The following is a 17,037-nucleotide window of genomic DNA, read 5'->3' as shown; positions in this document are numbered from 1 at the left end:
GCCGGACGTCCCGCCGGGCCCGCCGGCGGACGTCCACGCGCCGTTCCCCGATGATCACGGAATCTCCTCGCCATATCCGGGCAAAACCGCGCACCGGCCAGGGTTCGCGCCGGCCTCCGCCGGTAAGGGGACGTCGGAACGGCCGCACGCGCGCACCCGAGGAGAAGCCATGGACCAGCCGCCCGCCGGCGGCGCGCCCGGCGAGGACCCGGACGTCCTCCTGGACGTCCCGGTCGTCAAGGTCGACGAGATCGAGCTCGAGGTCGACGAGCTGCGCGCCGACGTGTCGCTGCACGCCGCCGTGCTCGACGTCCTCTCCCTCGGCGTCGGCGCCGACGTGACCCTCGGCCGGGTCAGCCTCGTCCTCAAGGGCGTGGAGGCGCAGGCATTGCTCAAGGTGCGGCTCGACAACGTCGCACGGATCATCGACCGGGTGCTGGAGACGGTCGACGCGAACCCCGAGCTCCTCGCCGGGACGGCGCGCGGCGCCGGCGCGGCGGCGGGCGAGCTGGGCGGGGGCGCGGGCGGCGCGCTCCGGGACGCCGGCGCGGGCACGGCGCGCGCGGTGGACGACGCCGGCAGGGGAGCGGGCCGGGCCATCGAGGGCCTGGACGCGGGCCGGGCGGCCCGCGCGCCGGGCGGCGACGTGAAAAACCGGGCGCGGAACGGGACGGAGGCCCACAGGCCGCCCCGCCGTCCGCACGTCGGGCGCGAGCCCGGACCGGAACCGTCGCGCCCCAGCACACCGCCGCCCGCCCCGGGGCCACCGCCCCGCCGGGACGAGCAGGAGCGGCGGCGGGACGAGCGGGAGCGCGAGCGGCGGCACGAGCGCGAGCCGCGGGCGGCGCATGACGAGCGGGACCGGCAGGCGGCGCGGGACGTCCCGGAGAGGCCGGACGACCTCGCGGCGGGCGAGCTGGCGGCGGCGCTGACCAGGAAGTCCGTCCGCGCCGGCCGGGACCTGATCGGCGGCGTCCTCAAGCGGTTGCCGGGAATGTGAAGGGGGAGCGATGCCGGAACCGGAACGGAAACCGGATGTGGAGATCGGCGCCTCCGTGAAGGCGGACGAAGTCGTCTTCCGCGAGACGCCGGACGTCACCGAGCGGGCGGGCGCCGACCCGGAGGGCGAGTCGGGCGCGAGCACCGAGCGGCGGAACCTGCCCCGCCCCGTGAAGCCGAACGTGACCTACCGCGACGTCCGCGTCTCGCATCGTCTGAGCGCGCGCCTGACCGGCGCCGAGCCGAGCGACAACGAGCCGGCCGACAACGAGCCGAGCGACAACGAGCCCGCCGAGCGCGACGACGACGAGCCCGGCGACAGGTGACGCGCCGGGGCCGGGACCCGTGGGCCCCGGCCCCGGCGCCGGATGTCACGGGTCAGGGCACGGACGCCCCGGCGGGCTGGTGCGCCTGCTTCGCGGCCTCCAGGGTCTCGCGGAGGTGGGCCTCGGCCTCGTTGCTGAGGGAGGTCTGCATCACCTCGCCGCCGTACTCGGCGATCTGCGGGATGACCCGGTCCGGCGTGACGGAGATGACCAGCAGGAACAGCACCGCGCCGCCCGGCTGGAGCTTCGCGCCGACCTCCCGCATGAACGAGTCGTCCACGCCGACGTCGGTCATCGAGCCCCCGGCGGCCCCGGCGGCGGCGCCGACCGCCGCGCCGAGCAGCGGCGCGAAGAACAGCATGCCGAGCAGGCCGCCCCACACGCCGCCCCACAGGGCTCCCGCGCGCGTGGTGCTGTGGATCTGGTGCAGTTTGATCTTTCCGTCCGGCCGCTTCTCCACCACCGCGGCGTCGCCGAGCGTGATCAGCTTCCGGCGCTGCATGTCGATCAGCCGGTCGCGCACCGTCACGGCGGTGTCCACGTCCGGGTAGGCGACGGCGATCAGATCGCTCACGGCATCCCCCGATGCTCCGGCGCCAGGGGAGTCCCCGCTGGCGCTCCGATATGCGTTGATGCCATCTTCGCTGTCATATCGCCAAAGAACGGCAAGCTATTGATATAGATGCCTTTTGCGTCATTTGTCGCCGTTAGCATGGAGATCATGACGGCGCCCGCAGGTCCTCCCGTGGACGACCGGCTCGTCTCCTGGTGGGGGTCGCTGAAGCGGAGGTCCCCGGAGTCCATCACGACCGTCGTCCTGCACGCCACGGAGATCCCGACGCTGTCCGAGGCATGGGACTACGCCGAACGGAGCGCGGCCGGGACCGACGACGGGACCGGGGTGTGCGGACACCTCTACGTCGACCGCGACGGCGGTTGCCACCGCTTCGTGCCGCTCGACCGGATCGCCGCCCACGCCGCGGGGCACAACACCCCGTCGATCGGGATCGAGCTCGTCAACACCGGCCGCCACCCCGACCATTTCCACTCGCGGTCGCAGATCCCTTCCGAGGACTTCCCGCCGGAGCAGACGGCCGCGCTGATGGATCTGCTGACCGTCCTCACGGAGACGCACCCGGCGCTCGTCCGCCTGGTGCGCCACAGTGACCTGGACCGGGAGATGGTCCCCGCGTCCGATGACCCCGGCGTCCTGGTGCGGCGCCGCATCGACCCCGGCCCGCGCTTCCCCTGGGCCGACGTCCGGCGCCACTGGGAGCGCCTGACCGGCACCGACCCGGCCTGAACCGGCGCGCGGACCTCGATCGGCCCGGGCCGGCGGGGGACGTCTTCAGTACGGCAGGCGGGCCTCCGCCGGAACGTCCCGCGCCGAGACGCCCTGCTCGCAGCCCAGGCGCGCTCCGCAGCAGCGCCTCGGCCAGCGCGGCGCACTCGTCGAGCAGGTGATCGCAGGTGTCGAGGACGAGCAGCACCCGCCGGTCGGCGAGATGGTCGGCCAGCCGGGACGCGGCGGGCTCGCCGCCCTGCTCGGCGAGGCCGAGCGCGTCGCAGATCGCCTGCGCCAGCAGTGTCGGCTCGGACAGGCCGGAGAGGGCGACGAAGTACACGCCGCCGTCGTCCGCGTCCCGTGACCGGTGGTGATGCGGTGCGAGCAGGCCCTTGCTCCTTTTGACACTGAGTGCCACTATGGCCTGGACCGCTTATCGGCCCGATGGCAGCGCAGCCGTTGTCCGCCCGAAAAGGCCTTCCACCTCTGCGTCGCCGGGTCTGACCCATGTGGAGGAAGTAAGCCATGGCGCGTTTGACAGGCAAGGTCGCTTTCATCACCGGTGCGGCGCGCGGGCAGGGGCGCGCGGAGGCCGTCCGGCTCGCGTCCGAGGGCGCCGACATCATCGCGGTCGACCTCGTGGGGTCGGCCAGCTCGTACGTCCCCTACGAGCCCTCCGCCCAGTCCGACCTGGACGAGACCGCCAAGCTCGTGGAGGCCCAGGGGCGCCGCGTGGTGGCCCGCAAGGCGGACGTGCGCGACCTCGCCGCGCTCCAGTCGGCCGTCAGCGAGGGCGTCGCCGAGCTCGGCCGGCTGGACGTCGTGGTGGCCAACGCCGGGATCGTGAACTACGGCCGCACCTGGGAGCTCGAAGAGGAGCAGTGGCAGGACATCATCGACACCAACCTCACGGGGGTGTGGAAGACGGTCAAGGCCACCGTCCCGACGCTCATCGAGCAGGGCCAGGGCGGCTCGATCATCATCACCAGCTCGGTGGCGGGCCTGAAGGGGCTGCCGTTCCTCGCCCACTACGCCTCGTCCAAGCACGGCGTCGTCGGCCTGGCGAAGGTGCTGGCCAACGAGCTGGGCGAGCACGACATCCGGGTCAACACCGTCCACCCGCACGGGGTGCGGACCGGCATGACCGCCGGGACGATGACCGAGCTGCTGGAGCAGACCCCGCTGCTCGCGCCCATCTACATGGCGACGCTGCCCTACGAGATGGTCGAGCCGGAGGACATCGCGAACATCGTCGCGTTCCTGGCCTCCGACGAGGGCAAGTACATCACCGGCGCCCAGCTGCCGGTCGACCTCGGCGCCCTCAACCGCTGACTCCGGCGTCTCAGCGCGGAAGGCGTGAGCGCGGATCGCGGCCGGCCGGGCGGACGGCCGCGATCCACCGTCCGGCGGCCTTGCGCGCCCGTTCTGCGGCGGCCGGGAACGACTCGGGGAACCGGACGTCCGGGAGCAGGGGAGCGGCCGAGCGCGCGCGGGCGGACGCGGCCGTTACACCGGACCCGTAGGCGACGTCCTCGGCGAGCCGCAGGACCGTGTAGCGGACGGGATCGACGACCGGACGCTGCCGCAGCCATTCCAGCGCGATGGGGGCGAGCATGGCCGCGGCCGCCGCGCGCGCGACCCGGCTCCGGCGCGAGGCGGCGAGCGCGACCAGGCCGAGCGGCCACCACTCGCGCCGCAGCGCGTGCCCGAGGGCGGCGGCGTCGGCGGTGACGCCCTTGCCGACGATCGCGGCGGCCAGGCTCCAGTCGGCGGGCAGCCGCGACAGCCGCCTGGCCAGCAGCGCCGCCGCCACTCCCGCGACGCCGGCGGCCGCGCCCGGGCGTCCGCGCGCGAGCAGCCCGAGCACGGCGAGGTTCCACAGCGACGGACGGGCCGGCGCGAGCCGGCCGGGGTGCCGCCGGGCGAGGTCGGCGGCGGACGTGCCGTACTCGTGCCGCCGCCGCGCCCAGGCCGCCGGGCGCAGCCGCGGCGTGTGCGCGACCCGCGCGGCGGGCTCGTAGCGGACGTTCCACCCCCGGTCGCCCAGCCGCCAGACGAAGTCGACGTCCTCGCCAAGCCGCAGGTCCTCGTCGAACGGATCGTCCGGGACGGCCGCGACCCGGATCAGCAGCGTCGCGGTCGGCACGAACCCGAGCCGGCCGCCGGGCCGGACCAGCGCGGGCCGCAGGCCCATGTCCAGCGCCGACCGCGCGGTCTCGTAGCGGGCCAGCAGCCCGGTGTCGTCCGACATCGGCACGATCCGGGGGGCGACGGCGGCGACGCGCGGGTCGTCGAAGTGCGGGACGAGGACGTCGAGCCAGCCCGCCATCGGGCGGCAGTCGGAGTCCACGAACGCGGCGAACCGGGTCTCGACCAGGCGCAGGCCGGTGTTGCGCGCCGCCGCCGGGCCCCGGTTGCGGGAGTGCCGGACGAGCCGCGCGCCGTGCGCCTCCGCGACCCGCCGCAGCGGTCCGGGGTCGGGCGACGCGTCGTCCACGACGACGACCGGCACGTCCCCGACGGCGGCCACGGACCGTTCCAGCTCGTCGGCCCGCTCGTAGGCGGGGATCACCACCGTCACGTCGTGCGGGCCGGGACGCGGCGCGGGGAGCGGGTCGGCCATGCCGAGGTCGAGGAGCCTGCGGGCCAGCGCCCGCCCGAGCGGCGAGGGGTCGGCGAGGCCGGACCGGCCCGCCCGGCGCAGCGCCGCCAGGTGCGGGCGCGCCGCGTCCGCCAGCCGCACCACCTTCCAGGGAGCGCCGCCGGTGGCGACGCGCCCGCCCGACCAGAGCGAGGTGTCCCGGGCCAGCGCGACGGGGAGGCCGGCGGGCAGCCGGAACCGATCCTTCGGCGCGCTCATGGCCGCGCGGCGGCGGGGTCGAGGAGGCGGCCGTGCTCGTCCGCCCGCCAGCGGCCGATCCGGCGGACGACCGACGCCACCATCTCCGCGGCGATCTCGCGGCCCCGTCCCGCGGACGCTCCGGCCGGGTCGCCGAGCACGCCGGACGGCGAGACGGCGCGGACGCCGCCCGCGACCAGTTCCGGCATGATCGCGGCGAGCGGGCGGGTCTCCCCGGTGACGCCGCCGAACGGACGCACCAGGCCGGGGGCCAGATGCAGCATCACGGACGTCTCGGTGACCCCGGCGTGCGCGTCGCCGCCGGGCACGCCGCAGCCGACCCAGGCGGTGTCGTGCCCCTCGGCGCGCATCCGGCCGGCGGCGGCGTCGAGGGTGGGGACGTTGCCGCCGTGCCCGTTGACGAAGGCGACGCGTCCCGCCCAGAGCGCGAGCGACCGCACGGTCTCCACCAGCACCGCGTTCAGCGTCTCGTGCCCGATCGAGACCGTGCCGGGGAAGCCGGCGTGCTCGCCGCTCGCCCCGAACGCGATCGCCGGCGCGACGAGCACCTGCCCGCCCGCCTCCGGGCGCAGGGCGTCCGCCGCGCGTGCGGCGACCGCCTCCGCGATCATCGTGTCGGTGGACAGCGGGAGGTGCGGCCCGTGCTGCTCGGTCGACCCGACCGGCACCAGGACGAGCGGGGCCGCCCGGACGTCCGTCCAGGCGGCCCCGGCCAGGTCTCCGGCGCCTGCCGGGTCTCCGCCACCGGCAAGGTCTCCGGCACCGGGCACGTCAGCCGGCCGAGCCGCCGCCGCCCAGCGTCAGCGCGAAGCCGGGCGGGATGACGAGGTCGTCGGGGCCGAGCTCATTCACCGAGGCGTGGCCGAGCCCGAGCACGGCGGAGTCGAGGCCGCCGCGCATGATGTCCAGGACGTTCTCCACGCCGGCCTGCCCGTTGGCGGCCAGCCCCCACAGGTACGCGCGGCCGATCAGCACGGCGCGCGCGCCGAGCGCGAGGGCCTTGGCGACGTCGCCGCCGCGCCGCACGCCGCCGTCCAGCAGCACCTCGATCTGGTCGCCGACCGCCTCGGCGATCGACGGCAGGACCCGGATCGTGGCGGGCGTCGTGTCGAGGTTGTTGCCGCCGTGGTTGGACACCGACAGCGCCGTCACCCCCGCGTCCACGGCGCGCTTGGCGTCGTCGACGCGGGTGACGCCCTTGAGCAGGAACGGGCCGCCCCACTCCTCGCGCAGCCACGCGACGTCCTCCCAGGTGGGAGGCGGTGTCTGCATCCACTCGCCGTACGCGCCGAAGAAGGTGGGCGCCGGGCCGTTCGGCGGCTTCAGGTTCGGGGTGGTGAGGTCCGGGATGCGGCCCTCCTTGGCGAACTTCCACAGCCAGCCCGGATGCGGCAGCACGCCCGGCGCGAGCTTCGCGGCCGTCCTGAAGTCGATCTTCTCCGGGATCATGGGGCTGCCCCAGTCCCGGCCGTTGGAGAACGACCAGTCGAGCGTGGCGATCAGCGCCTTCGCGCCCGCCTTCTTCGCGCGGTCGAGGCGCTGGACCATCGCGTCGCGGTCGCCGCTCCAGTACATCTGGAAGAAGACGTTCGGGTTGGCCTCCGCGACCTCCTCCACGGGCTTGCTCGCGAACGAGCTGAGCCCCATGATGACGCCCCGGTTCGCGGCGGCCCGAGCCACCGCCACCTCCCCGTCGGGGTGCACGGCCTGCACGCCGGTGGGGGAGATGAGCACGGGCATGGAGGTCTCCACGCCCATCACGGTGGTGGACAGGTCGCGCTGCGCCTTGTGCCCGACGACCCGGGGCGCGAAGCCGAGGTCGCCGAACGCCTTCGTGTTGGCGTCGATGGTGCGGCCGCGCTCCGAGCCCGCGACCAGCGCCCCGTAGACCATGTGCGGGAGCCGCCGCTTGGCCCGGCGCTGCGCCTCGGCCACGGTCTCGAACCACGGGTTCTTGAACATGTCGATGTCTCCTGAATGGGCGGACCCCGGAGGGTCCGGTAGAGGAACCGCCAGGGGAACCGTTAGGAAAGCCGGAGTCCGGCCAGCGGGTTCTCCTCGCAGGCGCTCACCGGCGGGCGCTCCGGCGGGCGGCTCATGAGCGTGACCGGCACCGGCCGCCGGCGCGGCGGCGAAATGCGGTGCGAGTGGTCGGCGGACGGCTTCGGGATGCCGGCCCGGTCCTCGGGACGCCGCGCCAGCAGCTTCTCGCCGTGCCCCTGCACGCATTCGGGGTCGGGACCGTCCAGCGGCAGGCCGGTGAAGAACTTGGCGGCCATGCAGCCGCCCTTGCACGTGTCGTAGAAGCCGCAGGACGCGCACGCCCCGCCGGTCTGCGGCTCGCGCAGGTTCCGGAACAGGTCCGACTCGCGCCAGACGCGGGCGAACCCGCCGGGCTGCCGGATGCTGCCCGCGAGGAACTCGTCGTGGATCGCGAACGGGCAGGCGTACACGTCGCCGACGGGGTCGATGAGGCACACCACCCGTCCGGCGCCGCACAGGTTCAGGCCGGGCAGCGCCTTGCCGTAGGCCGACAGGTGGAAGAACGAGTCGCCGGTCAGCACGCTGTCGCCGTGCGCCACCAGCCAGTCGTACAGCTCGCGCTGCTGCTCCTGGCGCGGGTGCAGCTCGTCCCACACGTCCGCGCCGCGGCCGGACGGGCGCAGCCGCGTCAGCCGCAGCTGCGCGCCGTACTCGTCGGCGATCGCCTTGAACGCGTCCATCTGCGGGATGTTGTGGCGGGTGCACACCACCGACAGCTTGAAGTTCTTCATGCCCGCGTCGCGCAGGTTGCGCATCGCGCGGATCGCGGTGTCGTAGGAGCCGGCGCCGCGAACCGCGTCGTTGACCTCGGGCGTCGCGCCGTCCAGCGAGATCTGCACGTCCACGTAGTCGTTGGCCGCGAGCCGCTCGGCGACCTCCGGGGTGATCCGGACGCCGTTGGTGGAGAACTTCACGCCCACGTGGTGGGCGGTGGCGTAGTCCAGCAGCTCCCAGAAGTCGGGCCGGACGGTCGGCTCGCCGCCGCCGATGTTGACGTAGAAGACCTGCATGGCCTCCAGCTCGTCGATGACGGCCTTGCACTCCTCGGTGCTCAGCTCGCGCGGGTCGCGCCGTCCCGAGCTGGACAGGCAGTGCGCGCACGACAGGTTGCAGGCGTAGGTGAGCTCCCAGGTCAGGCAGATCGGCGCGTCGAGCCCGTACTCGAACAGGTCGACCAGCCGCGTCCCGGGCCGCTGCGCGGGGCTCTGCGGAGCGAGGGTCATGGGGTCCTTTCCACGAGCATGGAGGAGCCGGCGAGGGCGCCGAGCGCCGCGCCGAACCTCGGCAGGTCCGCCGCGGGGACGCCGGCGCGGGTGCACGCCTCCCGGGCGGTGGGCGCCTCCCCGAGGGACCGCACGACCTCCAGGAGGCGGCGGTCCTTCAGGAACGACAGCTTGCGCGTCCCGAAGTGGTAGAGGAGCGCGCCGAAGGGCTCGGGCCGCACCGAGACCTGCGGGTGCAGGTCCCAGGCGCGGTCGAGGTCGAGGTCCGGCACGGGCTGGGCCATGGCGTGCGGCCTAGTAGACGCCGCACATGCCGTCGATCGAGACCTCCTCGATCAGCGACTCGGCGACGTCGGCGTCCTGGGCGCGGTCGTCGGCCTGGTCGGCCGGCGGGTTCTGCGGAGCGTTGCTCTCCATGGGTCCTCCCTCGTGCGGCGTGCGACGGCCCGGCCGCCCCGGCTGGCGGGGCGGCTCGTACCATCGGTCCTGGACGGATAGTAAATGCATCGAGTGCCATAAAGGAAGGTCCCGCTTCATGATCCGCCGGATTCCCGCGTGAGCACGCCCGCCCCGCGCCGCCCCGACGTGCTCGTGGTGGGGGCGGGCGGCAGCGGCGCCGTCCTGGCGGCCCGGCTCAGTGAGGACCCCGGATGCGAGGTGCTGCTGGCCGAGGCGGGGCCGGTCCCGCGCGCGCTCTCGGACTTCCCCGGCGGCCTCCTGGACGCGCGCCTCGTGCCCGGCGCCCAACCGGGCAACGCCGCGGTCCGGACGTTCCCGGCCCTCCTCGCGCCCGGCCTGCCCTACGCGGCGGCGCGCGGGCGGTTCCTCGGCGGGTCCACCACCGTCAACGGCGGCTACTTCGTCCGGGCGCGGCGCGAGGACTTCGACCGCTGGTCCGTCCACGGGGACCTGTGGTCCTACGACCGGGTGCTGCCGCTCATGCGGGCGCTGGAGACCGACCTCGACTTCGGCGCCACCGCGCTGCACGGCGGCGGCGGCCCCGTCCCCGTCCGCCGCACGGACCTGAGCCATCCCGCCGCCGCCGCGTTCCACGCCGCCGCCCGGTCCCTCGGGCACCCGGACGACCCCGACAAGAACGCCCAGGCCGCGCCCGGGGCCGGCCCGGTGCCGTCGAACACGGTGGACGGCCGGCGGATCAACACCGGGGTCGCCTACCTCCTCGGCGAGGCCGCCCGCCGGCCCAACCTCACCGTCCTCGGCGACTGCGCGGTGCGCTCGGTCGAGATCAGGCGCGGCAGGGCGACCGGCGCGGTCCTCGACCACGGCGGGCGGCGGACGGTCCTGGACGCGGGGGAGATCGTCCTGTGCGCGGGCTCGCTCTCCTCCCCGCACCTGCTGCACCTGTCCGGCGTCGGCCCCGCCGACGACCTCGCCCGCCACGGCATCCCCGTCGTCCACGACCTGCCCGCCGTGGGCGCCGCGCTCAGCGACCATCCCCAGGTCACCGTGGAATGGGCCCCCCGGCGCCCGCTGCCGCCGCCGTCCGGGAACTGGCTCGGCGGCGCCCTCCACCTGCCCTCCACCGGCGGTGCCGCGGCGGGCGACCTGGAGATCCTCCAGTCACTCGTGCCGATCATGGGCCTGGTCGGCGGGGAGGCGGCGGCCCCCGGCGCGCCCCTGCCCCTGCTCGTCTCGGCGCTGGCGCCCCGCGCGAGCGGGACGCTCCGCACCGTCTCCGCCGATCCCGACGTCCCGCCGCGGATCACCTACGGCTACCTGGAGACCGGCGCCGACCGCCGCGGGATGCGCGAGGCCGTGCGCGCCGCGGCCGCCGTGGTCACGGCCGACGCGTTCGGCGAGGTCTCCGGTGGCCTGACCGACCCGCCGCCCGGCCCGCTGGACGACGACGGCCTGCTCGACGCGTGGATCCTCGCCCGGCTCGGCACGTCCCAGCACACCTGCGGGACCGTGCCGATGGGCGCCGCCGTCGACGGCCACGGCCGCGTGCACGGCCTGACCGGGCTCCGCGTCGCCGACACGTCCGTCCTCCCGGACGCGCCGCTGCGCGGGCCCGCCGCCACGGCCGTCCTCATCGGCGAGGTGATCGCCGGGGCCGTCCGTGCCGGCGGCTGACGCCCGCCCGCCGCGCCTCCCGCCCGCCGCGCCTCCCGCTACGCCGACACCGAGCCGGCGCCGTCCAGCACCGCCGACAGGCCCGCGCTCACCTGCCGCAGCGCCTCGTCCAGCACGTCGGCGAGCACCGTCTCCTCGCCGGACGCCAGCCAGAACTCGTACGCCGACACGCAGGCCGACAGCACGACGTTGCCGGCGAGCCGGGGCACCAGCGCCGTCACCGGCGCGCCGGTCCGCTCGGCCACGAACGCCGTGATCACCGACCGCCACGACGCGTACCGCAGCGTCGCGTCCGCCTGGAGCGTCGGCACCCCGAGGATCAGCTGCATCCGCTGCCGGTGCCAGGGCACGTCCTGCGGGTCGAACCGGTTGAACTCGACGACGGCCCGGCGCACCGCGTCCATCATCGGGACGTTCGGGTCCGCCTCGTCGAGCAGCTCCCGCAGGCTCCGCAGCTGCCCCTCGAAGTCGCCCCACACCAGGTCGTTCTTGGACGAGAAGTAGCGGAAGAACGTCCGCCGCGCGATCCCCGCCGCCGCGGCGATGTCGTCGACGGTGGTCTCGTCGAACCCCTTGCGGGCGAACAGCTCGAACGCCAGCCGCTCCAGGACGGCCGGCGAGGTCGCGCGCGGCCTGCCCATGGCCCGCTGGGGACCGGCCGTCCCGCCTTCCGAGGTCACGGCACCAGGGTCCCACGCCCCGCACGGGTCCGCATCCGGAAGCCGTGCGGGGCCGCGCCGAGAGGACGGGCGGGCCGCCGTCAGAAGACGGGCGTGCCGTCGCGGACCAGCCTCCAGTTCGCCACGTGGAACGACGCCGGGTCGATGGTGCCCGCCGCGGACGCGTACGCCACGATCGCCTCGCGGATCGCGACCTGGGCGTTGTAGACCACCGGGGCGGTCGTGATGTGCGGGAAGCCGCCGCCGCCGGACTGGCGGTAGTTGTTCACCGCGACGACGAATCTCTGGTCGTCCGCGACCGCCGTCCCGTTGAAGGCGAGGTTGCGGATCCGCGCCCCTTCCGCCTGCGCGATGTCGATGTCGTAGGTGACCCCGGAGAACTGGTCGTAGTTGTAGTCGGGGAGGTCGTGGGCGTTCGTCCACGACGCGGGATCGACGGGGTCCCCGGCGGCGACCTGCTTGTAGTAGCGCGCCGAGTATTCGAGGTAGTCCTTGATCTGCGCGCCGGTCAGGACGCTGCCGAGCAGGGTGTTGTCGTAGATGTAGAGCCCGGCGATGTCCTTGATGGTGACCTCTCCGGCGGGGAAGGTCGCGGCGCGGCTGAACGGCGCCGCGATCGACACCACCGGAAGGGACGCGTACTCGGTGCCCGCCACCGCCTCGGTGACCTTCGCGGTCTGCACCGCGTTGACGTAGTCGAGGATCGCGGTGTCCTTCCAGCACGCCTCCGCCGCCGACATCTCCTCGGTGGAGGTCGCCACGACCTGGTTCACGTAGGCGACCACGGCGTCGTGCTGCTTCTTCACCAGCCCGGCGAGCGCCGGGTCCTCCTCCACGGTGTTCGTGTTCACCGTCGTCGCCGACTTCCCGACGACCTTCCACCGCCCCCGCTCGTGCCGCAGCGTCAGGTCGAAGACCGACAGCCGCTCGCCCCAGCACTTCGGCTCGCTCATCACCACCGTCTCGCCGCTCGCCTCGTTGGTGACGAACCGCTCGGGGACGTCGACGTGCGCGTGCCCGAAAAGGATCGCGTCGATCCCCGGGACCTGCTGGGCGACCATCGCGGACGCGTTCTCCACCGGGATGTCGCCGGTGTAGGACGACAGCCCGCTGTCGCCCGCGTGCGCGCTCACGACCATGACGTCCACGCCTTGCGCGCGCACGATCGGGACCCATTTCTTCGCCGTCTCGACCAGGTCCAGGAAGTCGATTTTCCCGGACACGTTCGCCTTGTCCCAGATCGCGACGCCCGGATTCGTCAGCCCCAGCAGCCCGACCCTGATCGGCGGATGCCCCGGCACGCGCATCCGCTTGATCATGTACGGGCGGAACGCGGGACGGGTGGTGCCCGCGTGCACCGCGTTCGCCGCCAGCACCGGCGCGTCCATCTGGCCGATCCATGCGTTCAGGAACGGCAGCCCGTAGTTGAACTCGTGGTTGCCGAGCGCCACCGCGTCGAATCCGATGGCGTTCATCTGCAGCGCCATCGGGTGCGTCAGGCCCGTCTTCGTGATGGGCTCCACGGTCGCGTAGTAGAAGCCCAGCGGGGTGCCCTGGATGGTGTCCCCGGCGTCGAAGAGCAGCGTGCGCTCCCGCCCGCGCGCGTCGCGGATCTGCTTCACCAGGCTCGACACCCGCGCCAGCCCGACCACGTTCCCCGCGCTGTCGCTGTACGCGGCGTCCTTGTAGTAGTCCCAGTTCACGGCGTGGCTGTGCAGGTCCGACGTGCCCATGACGGTGATGGTCACGTCCCGTCCCGGCCGCCTTCCCGGCGCCGCGGCCTCCGCCGTCCCGGGCCATCCCGCGAGGGCCAGCGCGCCCGCCGCCGTCAGCCCGCCGAGCGCCTGCCGGCGGCTGATGCCGGGCCGGTGCCCGTGGCCGTCGCCGGCCTCGTCCGGCACCCGGCACGAACACCAGCGCGGCGCCGGTCCCTGCGGTTCGTCCATCGCACGTCCTTCCAAGGATCAGGGGAGACGACCCGCAACCATAAGCCCGCCGCGCCGGACCGGAGCCGGTGAGAATCCCCGATCCTCGGCCCCGATCGTTGGCAATCCCCGTCCTTGCGCCCCACCGCCCGGACCAGGTGTGCGACGGCCCTGACCGGGCAGAGCACGCCCGTGAGCACCAGCGCGCTGATCGTCGTCGACATGCTGAACCCCTACGGCCACCGGGACGCGGGCCTGCTCACGGCGAGCGTGGAACGGACGATCGAACCCCTGCGGCGGCTGCTGGAGCGCGCCCGCGACCGCGACGACGTGCGGCTGCTGTACGTCAACGACAATTACGGTGACTTCACCGCCGACCGGCACGACCTCGTCCAGCGGGCGCTGGACGGCGAGCGGCCCGACCTGGTGGAGCCGATCCTGCCGCCGGACGACTGCGCCTTCCTGGCCAAGGTCCGGCACAGCGCGTTCTACGGGACGGCGCTGGAGTACCTGCTCTCCCGCGAAGGCGTGGAGGAGATCATCCTCGCCGGGCAGGTCACCGAGCAGTGCGTGCTCTACAGCGCCCTGGACGCCTACGTCCGGCACTTCAAGATCAAGGTGGTCCGCGACGCGGTCGCCCACATCCATCCCGATCTCGGCTACGCCGCACTCCGCATGATGGACCTGAACATGCGTGCCGAGATCGTCACCGCCGCCAAGTGCCTCTGACGGGGCCGGGACGCGGCGGGCGCCGCTCGGTGGCGGGGAGGGGCGTTCCGCGGCCCGTGGAACGATGAGCGCGTGACCGTGGAGGCGACGACCGAGCGGGTGCTGCGGCTGCTGGGGCTGCTCCAGCGCCGGCCGTCCTGGACCGCCGCAGAGCTCGCCGCGGAGCTGCGCGTCACCGACCGCTCGGTGCGCCGCGACGTGGAGCGGCTGCGCGCGCTCGGCTACCCCGTCCGCGCCGTGCCGGGCGTCGGCGGCGGCTACCGGCTCGGCGCGGGCACCCGGCTGCCGCCGCTGCTCCTCGACGACGAGGAGGCGATCGCGACGGCGGTGTCGCTGCGGCTGGCGGCGGGCGGGACGGTCGCCGGGGCGGGGGAGGCGGCGCTGCGCGCGCTCGCGAAGCTCGACCAGGTGATGCCGCCCCGGCTGCGCGCCGAGGTGCGGGCGGTGCACGGCGCCACCGAGACCCTCGTCGGGCCCGGGGCCGTCGTGGACGCGGAGGTGCTGGTGACGCTCGCGCGGGCCTGCCGCGACGCGCTGCGGGTGCGCTTCCGGTACGTGGCCCGCGAGGGCGCCGAGGGCGAGCGCACGGTGGAGCCGGTCCGGATGGTCGCCACCGGCCGGCGCTGGTACCTGATGGCCTGGGACGTCGACCGGGAAGGCTGGCGGACCTTCCGGCTGGACCGGATGCGCGAGGTGACGGCGACGACCTGGCGCTTCGCGGCGAGGGAGCATCCGGACCCGGTCGACTACGTGCGGCGGTCGGTGGCCGAGGCGCCGTACCGGCACCTCGCCCGGATCCGCGTGCACGCCCGTCCCGGCCGGGTACGGGAGCTGGTGCCGCCCGAGGTGGGCCGGGTGGAGGACGGCGGCGACGGGTGGTGCGTGCTCGTCGTCGGCGCCGACGACCTGGACCGGATCGCCGTGCACGTCGCCCGCCTGGGCTTCGAGACGGAGGTGCTGGAGCCGCCCGAGCTGCGGGAGGCGGCCGCCCGCCTCGCCCGCCGCCTCGCGGCGATGGCCGGGCCGGACGAGATGCAACGATGATGTACAACGCCGTTGTATATCGGTCGGACCCTCGCTGACCTGCCGCCATGCCCGACACCGCGTCCCCCTTCGCGCCCGCCCTGACCTTCGCCTTCGAGATCCGCGCCGACCTCGCCCCGACCCTGCACGTGGGGCACGGCGCCGGGGAGAGGACCGAGTTCACCCCCATCACCGGCGGCACGGTCGACGGCCCGCTGCTGCGCGGGACCGTCCTGCCGGGCGGCGGCGACTGTCGCCCGGACCGTCTTCGTCGGGCTCGCGCGCGCTTCGGACCCGGAGGCCGTCTTCATCCGCATGTACGCCCTCCTCTGACCCGTCCCGCCGAAGCGCGTCCCCGCACCCGCCGGAACGCCCGCCGCAGGCGGTGATCAGTCCGTTCGGCGGGCGGGGCAGTGCTCGCCGGTCCGCAGGTTCGCGGTGGCGGCGGTGATGACGGTGTCGAGCCTGTCCCGGGTGCCGGACAGGTCGCTGATCCGCCGGTCGATGCGCTCGCGTTCCACGGCGAGCCGGTCGAGGAGCTCCGGCGTGGCCTCGCCGTCCACGACGCAGGGCAGCAGCTCCAGGATCGACCTGCTCGACAGCCCCGCGCCGTACAGCTGCTGGATCAGCGCGACCCGGTCGACCGCGCCGTCCGGGTAGTGCCGCTGGCCGCTGGCGCTGCGTTCCGCGGCGAGCAGGTTCTGCTCCTCGTAGTACCGCAGGGCGCGGACGCTCACGCCCGTCCTGGCGGCGAGCTCGCCGATGCGCATCATGCCTCCCGGTGTGACCCCGGCCACGTCCCTTGCCTCTGACGTCAGCGTCAGCTTTTAGCGTAGCCGCGACGTCGCAGCCCCGCGCGAAGCGGTCGAAAGGGAAGAGCCATGACCAGAACCGAAACACCGATCCGCGACATCGCCGCCGATCGGCCCGCCCCCGTCGTCTCGGTGAAGCCGGTGGTGCTGCCGGCGCCGGGCCCCGGGAAGGACCCGCGCGGGGAGGACCTGCGCGTGCGCGTCTCCGCGCCCGCGACCGGCGATGCCCTGCCGGTCATCGTCTTCTCGCACGGCTTCGGGTCGTCGCTGGAGGGCTACGGCCCCCTGACCGACCACTGGGCCGCCCGCGGGTTCGTCGTGATCCAGCCCACCCACCTCGACTCGAGGACGGTCGGCCTGCCCGAGGACGACCCCCGGACGCCGCGGATCTGGCGGTTCCGGGTCGAGGACCTGAAGCGCGTCCTCGACCACCTCGACGCGGTGGAGGCCGCCGTCCCCGGCCTCGCCGGACGCCTCGACCGCGACCGCGTCGCCGCGGCCGGGCACTCCTTCGGCGGCCAGACGGCCGGCAACCTGCTGGGCCTGCGCGTCCTCGACCCCGTGACCGGAGAGGGCGAGGACCTCTCCGATCCCCGGGTCAAGGCGGGCGTCCTGCTCGCCACCGCCGGACGCGGCGGAGCGGACCTCACGCCGTTCGCGGCCGAGCACTACCCGTTCATGAACCCGACCTTCACGCACATGACCACGCCGGCCCTCGTGGTCATGGGGGACCGGGACGACCTCCCGCTGACCGTCCGCGGGCCGGACTGGACGGCCGACCCGTACCACCTGAGCCCCGGCGGCAAGAGCCTGCTCACGGTGTTCGGGGCGGAGCACTCGCTCGGCGGGATCCCCGGCTACGAGGCCCGGGAGACGACGGACGAGAGCCCGGAACGGCTCGCCGTCGTCCAGCGGCTCACCACGGCCTACCTCCGCCACGCGCTCGGCATCGACGACTCCGGCTGGGCGGCGGCGTGCAGGGACCTGCTGGACGTCGACGATCCGCTCGGGCGCGTCGAATCCAGGTGAAGCGCCGCG

The 17,037-nt window shown here is 74.4% G+C and carries 20 protein-coding genes; 10 read left to right on the top strand and 10 right to left on the bottom strand.

Going from position 1 to position 17,037, the window contains the following annotated elements; all coding sequences use genetic code 11:
* The first annotated feature begins 169 nt into the window (after positions 1-169).
* Together J4557_RS37905 and J4557_RS37900 are read left to right on the top strand one after the other, a co-directional pair.
* Complete coding sequence (locus J4557_RS37905; RefSeq protein WP_208271627.1) at positions 170-1,000, top strand: hypothetical protein; 831 nt, start codon at positions 170-172, stop codon at positions 998-1,000.
* Between the two features lie 10 nt (positions 1,001-1,010).
* A complete protein-coding gene (locus J4557_RS37900) occupies positions 1,011-1,325 on the top strand; it encodes a hypothetical protein (protein ID WP_208271626.1) in 315 nt (104 codons plus the stop codon).
* A 52-nt stretch (positions 1,326-1,377) separates the two neighbouring features.
* On the opposite strand, the gene J4557_RS37895 is transcribed toward J4557_RS37900, so the two are convergent.
* Positions 1,378-1,899, bottom strand: a complete 522-nt coding sequence (locus J4557_RS37895; RefSeq protein WP_208271625.1) for a DUF1269 domain-containing protein — start codon at positions 1,897-1,899, stop codon at positions 1,378-1,380.
* 147 nt (positions 1,900-2,046) lie between these two features.
* On the opposite strand from J4557_RS37895, the gene J4557_RS37890 reads away from it, so the two are divergent.
* The 3 genes from J4557_RS37890 to J4557_RS37880 all read left to right on the top strand — a co-directional run bounded on the left by J4557_RS37890 (position 2,047) and on the right by J4557_RS37880 (position 3,942).
* Complete coding sequence (locus J4557_RS37890; RefSeq protein WP_208271624.1) at positions 2,047-2,628, top strand: N-acetylmuramoyl-L-alanine amidase; 582 nt, start codon at positions 2,047-2,049, stop codon at positions 2,626-2,628.
* 157 nt (positions 2,629-2,785) lie between these two features.
* The gene (locus tag J4557_RS37885) at positions 2,786-2,974 is read left to right on the top strand and encodes a hypothetical protein (RefSeq protein WP_208271623.1); all 189 of its coding nucleotides are present in this window, start codon (positions 2,786-2,788) and stop codon (positions 2,972-2,974) included.
* A 161-nt stretch (positions 2,975-3,135) separates the two neighbouring features.
* Positions 3,136-3,942 (top strand): mycofactocin-coupled SDR family oxidoreductase, encoded by an 807-nt coding sequence (locus J4557_RS37880; RefSeq protein ID WP_208271622.1) that lies wholly within the window; start codon positions 3,136-3,138, stop codon positions 3,940-3,942.
* A gap of 10 nt (positions 3,943-3,952) precedes the next feature.
* Here the strand turns inward: J4557_RS37880 and mftF are convergent, their stop codons facing one another.
* From mftF to mftA, 6 genes are all read right to left on the bottom strand, one after another.
* Positions 3,953-5,470: a mycofactocin biosynthesis glycosyltransferase MftF gene (gene mftF / locus J4557_RS37875; protein WP_208271621.1), complete on the bottom strand. Its 1,518-nt coding sequence runs from the start codon at positions 5,468-5,470 to the stop codon at positions 3,953-3,955.
* Entirely contained in the window at positions 5,467-6,240 is a 774-nt protein-coding gene (gene mftE, locus J4557_RS37870) for a mycofactocin biosynthesis peptidyl-dipeptidase MftE (protein WP_307800441.1), read from the bottom strand. Before mftE ends, mftF begins: the two co-directional genes overlap by 4 nt.
* 1 nt (position 6,241) lies before the next feature.
* Positions 6,242-7,432: a pre-mycofactocin synthase MftD gene (gene mftD / locus J4557_RS37865; protein WP_208271620.1), complete on the bottom strand. Its 1,191-nt coding sequence runs from the start codon at positions 7,430-7,432 to the stop codon at positions 6,242-6,244.
* A 62-nt stretch (positions 7,433-7,494) separates the two neighbouring features.
* Positions 7,495-8,736 (bottom strand): mycofactocin radical SAM maturase, encoded by a 1,242-nt coding sequence (mftC, locus tag J4557_RS37860; RefSeq protein ID WP_208271619.1) that lies wholly within the window; start codon positions 8,734-8,736, stop codon positions 7,495-7,497.
* Positions 8,733-9,020, bottom strand: a complete 288-nt coding sequence (mftB, locus tag J4557_RS37855) for a mycofactocin biosynthesis chaperone MftB (protein ID WP_208271618.1) — start codon at positions 9,018-9,020, stop codon at positions 8,733-8,735. Before mftB ends, mftC begins: the two co-directional genes overlap by 4 nt.
* 10 nt (positions 9,021-9,030) lie before the next feature.
* Positions 9,031-9,153: a mycofactocin precursor MftA gene (gene mftA, locus J4557_RS37850; protein ID WP_190865215.1), complete on the bottom strand. Its 123-nt coding sequence runs from the start codon at positions 9,151-9,153 to the stop codon at positions 9,031-9,033.
* A gap of 138 nt (positions 9,154-9,291) precedes the next feature.
* Between mftA and mftG the strand changes: the two genes are divergently transcribed.
* On the top strand, positions 9,292-10,830 hold the full coding sequence (gene mftG / locus J4557_RS37845; RefSeq protein WP_208271617.1) for a mycofactocin dehydrogenase MftG: 1,539 nt from the start codon (positions 9,292-9,294) through the stop codon (positions 10,828-10,830).
* 38 nt (positions 10,831-10,868) lie between these two features.
* Here mftG and mftR read toward each other — a convergent pair whose 3' ends face one another.
* Together mftR and J4557_RS37835 are read right to left on the bottom strand one after the other, a co-directional pair.
* The gene (mftR, locus tag J4557_RS37840; RefSeq protein ID WP_307800440.1) at positions 10,869-11,510 is read right to left on the bottom strand and encodes a mycofactocin system transcriptional regulator MftR; all 642 of its coding nucleotides are present in this window, start codon (positions 11,508-11,510) and stop codon (positions 10,869-10,871) included.
* Positions 11,511-11,590: 80 nt separating this feature from the next.
* Positions 11,591-13,456, bottom strand: coding sequence for a bifunctional metallophosphatase/5'-nucleotidase (locus tag J4557_RS37835; RefSeq protein ID WP_208271616.1), 1,866 nt, complete (start codon positions 13,454-13,456; stop codon positions 11,591-11,593).
* 171 nt (positions 13,457-13,627) lie between these two features.
* Here J4557_RS37835 and J4557_RS37830 point away from each other — a divergent pair, with 171 nt between their 5' ends.
* The 3 genes from J4557_RS37830 (at position 13,628) to J4557_RS37820 (ending at position 15,576) form a co-directional block, all read left to right on the top strand.
* Positions 13,628-14,164, top strand: coding sequence for a cysteine hydrolase family protein (locus tag J4557_RS37830; RefSeq protein WP_208271615.1), 537 nt, complete (start codon positions 13,628-13,630; stop codon positions 14,162-14,164).
* Positions 14,165-14,242: 78 nt separating this feature from the next.
* Positions 14,243-15,208: a helix-turn-helix transcriptional regulator gene (locus J4557_RS37825; protein ID WP_372442578.1), complete on the top strand. Its 966-nt coding sequence runs from the start codon at positions 14,243-14,245 to the stop codon at positions 15,206-15,208.
* Positions 15,209-15,255: 47 nt separating this feature from the next.
* A complete protein-coding gene (locus J4557_RS37820; protein WP_208271613.1) occupies positions 15,256-15,576 on the top strand; it encodes a DUF3237 family protein in 321 nt (106 codons plus the stop codon).
* Here J4557_RS37820 and J4557_RS37815 read toward each other — a convergent pair whose 3' ends face one another.
* Positions 15,577-15,960: a MerR family transcriptional regulator gene (locus J4557_RS37815; protein ID WP_372442576.1), complete on the bottom strand. Its 384-nt coding sequence runs from the start codon at positions 15,958-15,960 to the stop codon at positions 15,577-15,579.
* Between the two features lie 108 nt (positions 15,961-16,068).
* On the opposite strand from J4557_RS37815, the gene J4557_RS37810 reads away from it, so the two are divergent.
* The gene (locus tag J4557_RS37810; protein ID WP_208271612.1) at positions 16,069-17,028 is read left to right on the top strand and encodes an alpha/beta hydrolase family protein; all 960 of its coding nucleotides are present in this window, start codon (positions 16,069-16,071) and stop codon (positions 17,026-17,028) included.
* Positions 17,029-17,037 lie beyond the last annotated feature (9 nt).

Source organism: Actinomadura nitritigenes (assembly GCF_017573545.1).
GTDB lineage: Bacteria > Actinomycetota > Actinomycetes > Streptosporangiales > Streptosporangiaceae > Spirillospora > Spirillospora nitritigenes.
This window is presented reverse-complemented; position numbering and strand designations above follow the sequence as displayed.